The organism is Methanobrevibacter sp., assembly GCF_036307625.1.
Taxonomy (GTDB): domain Archaea; phylum Methanobacteriota; class Methanobacteria; order Methanobacteriales; family Methanobacteriaceae; genus Methanocatella.
The window spans coordinates 1-5,187 of record NZ_JAXJXF010000053.1; the positions used below are offsets into that span (position 1 = coordinate 1).

The window sequence follows — 5,187 nt, forward strand, 5'->3', positions numbered from 1 at the left end:
ACCCATGGATCTGAGAAAAATGGCATGGCAAATATCATGTTACCTACCATAATATGTAAAAATTTACGTGAAACTTCAGGCCTTGTCTTTAAAACCAATTCAGCCACAACGAAAATTATTGCAACATAAACATATACAATTATTAACGCAAGAATATCTGAGAATATCATTCGTCATCATACTCCCCATATTCACATCCTGCATTTTCCATTTTTACATGATCAATTAAAGTCCCATCTTTTTTGTATAGTTTTATCTCACCCCAACCGTTTCCACCATTCCATAAACGGTTGTGTCTTTTTTGACCGTCTGGAGCTTCGTAATTGAATAACATCATTTCGTCACGTTTACAGTAAAGCACCATTTCCATTTTGGAGTTTTTATTGCTTGCATTTATATGCCATGTGTGAACTTCATCTCCCTCTTCAAAGTCAAAATCGATTTTTACCATGTTCCAAAATCTTGCAAAGTTATATTCATACATTGTTCCTTCATAGTAGAATCCGATTAATAATTTACGAGGAATGGATATACCAAATGCCTTTGGTCTTCCACCTCCAGCTTCAAATGCAGAGTTGTTTAATTTTTTTCCAGAAATTAGACTAGTTATATTACATGATGAAATCCAAAGCCATGGTGAAGTGAAGTCTCCTCCCCAGTTTTTGTCAGCATATCCGTAAGACTTTTCGGGAATGACTTCATATTCCTCACCGTCGAGCCATACAGTTCCGCTGTATTGTGTTTTGATACCTTCTGCATGCCAAAACATTTCAAAAGAGTTTAATTTTCTGAATAAAGAACTTGCACCATAACCTACATTAAATGTGATTTGTTTATCAATGTCCAAATCCCACATCATGTCTCCTGCATCAGACATATATTCAGGGTGATTTTCAGCATCTTCAGCAGATACTCTTGAAAATCCACTCATATGAGTTTCAGTTAAACTGCAGTCTCCAACTTGAATGTTCAGTTCATCATCAGGGCAGTCAAAATATTTCATTGAGTAAAAATTGTGAATCTGTTTTGGATTTTTACCCCAAGTACCGGCCTTAATCATACAATAAGAAGGCTTTTTACCTGCTGCTTTATTTTCAGGAAGTTGTCCTAAAGTAGGTTCCTCCTCAGCCAATGCCGGATTGCATACAAAGTATTCTATGAAAAATGGTCTTGGTTCACCAGTTTTCTTATTATATGCAGTGAAAGAATGCCACCACCAATCATATCCTTTTTTAGCAAGTGGTCCTTTGAGCATAAAATAATCTCTTTTCAAATCACTTTTATTCATATTAATCCTCCAAAGGTGATATAATATGATTTATTGAAAATCTTTTAAATAATTTATTATAAAAATAGAAAAAAATAGAAAAAAAGATAGAATTTACATTTCAGACATCATTTCAGAGATATCTTTACGATAATAGAATATAATAGTGCAAATAATTAACAAAACAATAAATAAAATGCCAGAAACTTTATAAAATTCATCTTCATCAAATATTATTTGCTTAACAACAGACTGTTTTTGAGAACCTGCACCTCCAGTATCACCCATACCACCTTCAGAAGAATCCGCCTGTGAAGACGCATCTTGAGCATTATTAGCATTAGCAGCATTCTTTACTGGATTGTTGGTTCCTGCGGAAGGTTCACTTCTTTGACTATCAGTACTGTTTCCAACATTATCACCAGACTGTGATGATTGGCCATTGCCTGAATTAGCATTCCCCCCATTACCATTACCGTTACCATTACCATGTCCGCCAGATCCTGTTCCAGAATCACCTTCCATATCGTAATCTGAGTCATAAGGTATATCAGGATAATCATAACTTGGAGATACACCATTTGTTGGATTTGAAGAACTTTTAATGTCTCCATTATAAGTATTATCCCTATGGGAGCTATCCACAGTTGCCTTTATCAAGTCTCCATTTGATGCATCCACTTTAAATACACCAGTTCCACCACTTAAAGTCATTGTGTATTTTTGACCGTCAACTTCATAGGTCAAAGTCCTATCAGGCAATAAACTGGCAATATTTCCTTTAGAATCATAAAAAGTTGCCTGGAAAGTGTTTGGACCCACCTGAGAAACAACGAATTTCATATTATTTGATCTGACTTTAGGACAAAGCAACTTATCATCAGTGAACCAATTGTCGCCTATCACCAACGGTTCCCCATTATCATAGTAATATGTATCCTTTGCCTCAACAGCGACATGGCTTGAATGATGAATTACATTGTAGCTGACATCCTGATTTTTAGACTTTAAGTAATCGTCATGGAATTTAATTCCTACAATACTATATGCAATCTCATTGGATTGAATTACATTATCTCCAATATCAGCAATAGAAATCCCATTTTCAGAATTACGTAGAATAACGTTTCCTTTAATGTTAATATTATCTCCAGCTTTCTTAATGTAAATACCATTAATTTTATTTTTATTTATATTATTTTTAGAAATGTAGAGATTTTCCGGTCCACTACCATAATTAACACCATTGATACTGTTAGATACAAAAATACCATTTTGATTATTGTTTAAAATGGAATTTCCATGAATGTAAACCTTATCAGATTTCGCCAATTCAATACCGTTGACTCCATTTGTATTTATCTCATTGTTAAAAATATATGTTGAAATTGTATTTGCAATTACTATCCCACTATTTGAGTTTTCAACAATGCTGTTTTTAGTGATGTTCAAATAGTTTGTTCCTGTTGCTACAATACCGTTTCCATTTGTTGAAATATCATTTGAAACAACAGTTACATAATCGGAATCAGCAATTTTGATTCCGTCACCATTGCCCCGAATTTTAAAACCTTTAATTGTAGTTGAGGAAGAACTTTTCCCTTTGATGATTATTACAGGATTTGCAGAACTTGATTTTAAAACAGTGTTTGAATTACTGATTAATGTTAAACGCTTATCGATTACAAGATTGATATCGGAGTAACTGTTTCCCTTAAATAAAATAATATTCCTATCCTTTGCATTATCAATAATTTTTTGAATTTCAGAGTTTGACAAACCTGCATCTACAATTCGAGTGTTACTCAAAGTTATTGTAGTTGTTTTTGAAGAGGACTTATAATCAGAATTTCCTAAAAATTTTGTTGTGATTTTATAATTTCCGTCTTTTAAATTAAGCTGAAGGGAAGCTATTCCATTAGCGTTGGTTGTTTTAGTAAATGTTTTTCCATCAAGACCAAATATAACTTGCGCATTTTTTATTGCAATTCCATTTTCATCACTTAATTTAATTTTAAAATAATCTCCAACAACATCAAAAGTAATATTGCTTTTAATGTCAATTTGGGTTTTAATTGGAGATGATGCCTTTAAAACTGTTTGATTGGAATAACTAATTGAATTATCCCTTACAGTTGACATATGTATAGAATCATCACCAGTGACATTATTAACTTCCTGTGCAACACAGAAATTTAGGCTAAATATAACCAATACAAACAGTACCAAAATAAAAGCTTTCTTGTTCATTTTTCACCTCCTTTTACTATCGATTAGTAAGAATTAATTATTGATAATTAATCTTATATAAAATATATAATCTTTAATAGTATATATTATTGACTGATTTTTAATAAAAATAAATATTTAATTAAATTAATTAAAATAAACTAATTTAATTCAAAAATAAGTATTATATCAAATTAATAAGAAATAGGATATATAAAAAAGTAATTTCGAAATTAAATATAAAAAAATAAAAATAAGACAAAATTACATCAAATCATGAATTTCATCTTTGATATATAATATTACAATCACTAAAGAAATAACTGCCAAAATAGCCATGACCAATGAAGTTTGTCCAAATGCAGATACTGAAACACGATTATGAGCAAGTGTTCCTCCTGCAAAAACAGTCATTAAGACCACAGCAACCGCAGATCCTATTGCGCCTATGATTTGTCTTACAGTATTATTGATAGCTGTCGCATCTTCAACATCACCAGATACCACAGCAATAGTCCATGTTACAGCAGGCATTAAACCTAAACCAGCACCAATAGCCCTTATTATTTGAGTAATAATCATATATTCAACAGTAGAGTTTGTATTATAAGTCATCATTATCAGATAACCCACAATCGAAAAGATACAAGACATAATCAATACTTTTCTAACACCAATTTTATTGGCTAAAAGAGGACCTATAAAATTAAATACAATCATGACAAGAGTTGCAGGAAGCAAAATTAAACCTGAAGTTGTTGCATTGTGGGAAGTAACAGTCTGAACAAACAAAGGCATTATAACATTTAATCCACACATTGTGAAATAGAGCAATGCTGAAAATAATGTTCCAAAAAAGAAATATTTATTTTTCAAAGCATGTAAATCGACCAATGGTGTTTTAATGCCAAATTGACGGCGCACAAAGAATATTAAACTGAATGTACCAACAACAATTGGTAAAATCACATAAACCAAATCAAATCCATTACCTGCAATGTTTGAAAAACCAAGCATTATTCCTACACATGCCAAAACACATAAAATTAAGGAAAGCACGTCCAAAGGATAATCGCCTGTTTCAAATTCCAGTTTAACAACAACAAGTGCAACCAATATTAAAACGAATACCATGCCGGCAAAAATTAGGAATATTGACCTCCATCCAACATAATCAATAATCATTCCACCTGCAGTTGGAGCCAATGCAGGAGCTATTCCAATTATGAAACCAAATAATCCCATATAAACTTGCCACTTTTCCTCTGGAATAACCTTAAAAAGCACAATTTGAGTAATGGGAAGTAAAATTCCCGAACCGATAGCCTGAATAACTCTGGCAATAATCAATACAATAATATTTGGAGACACATATGCCAGCAAAGATCCAACTAAAAATAATGATAATGAAGACAACAGAATAGTTTTAACCTTAAAACGACGAGTAATATAAGCAGATAATGGAATCATAACTCCCAAAACTAACAGAAATGAAGAATAAATCCATTGAGCAGTAGTTGAAGAAACATGAAAGTCAGCCATAATTCCTGCAATACCCGTTGTTACCACACTTTGAGCAGCACTTAAAATAGCTGCAGCAATAATAAAAATGAGTAATGTTGACATTCCTCTATCTAATTTAACATCCATAATATACACTCTGATAATTATCACAATAAAATATATTAAAA

At 32.0% G+C, this 5,187-nt stretch carries 3 protein-coding genes; all 3 read right to left on the reverse strand.

Annotated elements, in window-relative coordinates; genetic code table 11:
• Positions 1–166: 166 nt before the first annotated feature.
• Positions 167–1,288, reverse strand: coding sequence for a tocopherol cyclase family protein (locus UIB65_RS03310; RefSeq protein WP_330039703.1), 1,122 nt, complete (start codon positions 1,286–1,288; stop codon positions 167–169).
• A gap of 93 nt (positions 1,289–1,381) precedes the next feature.
• Positions 1,382–3,517 (reverse strand): right-handed parallel beta-helix repeat-containing protein, encoded by a 2,136-nt coding sequence (locus UIB65_RS03315; protein ID WP_330039704.1) that lies wholly within the window; start codon positions 3,515–3,517, stop codon positions 1,382–1,384.
• A gap of 243 nt (positions 3,518–3,760) precedes the next feature.
• A partial coding sequence (locus UIB65_RS03320; RefSeq protein WP_330039705.1) for an MFS transporter occupies positions 3,761–5,187 on the reverse strand: 1,427 nt, incomplete at its 5' end.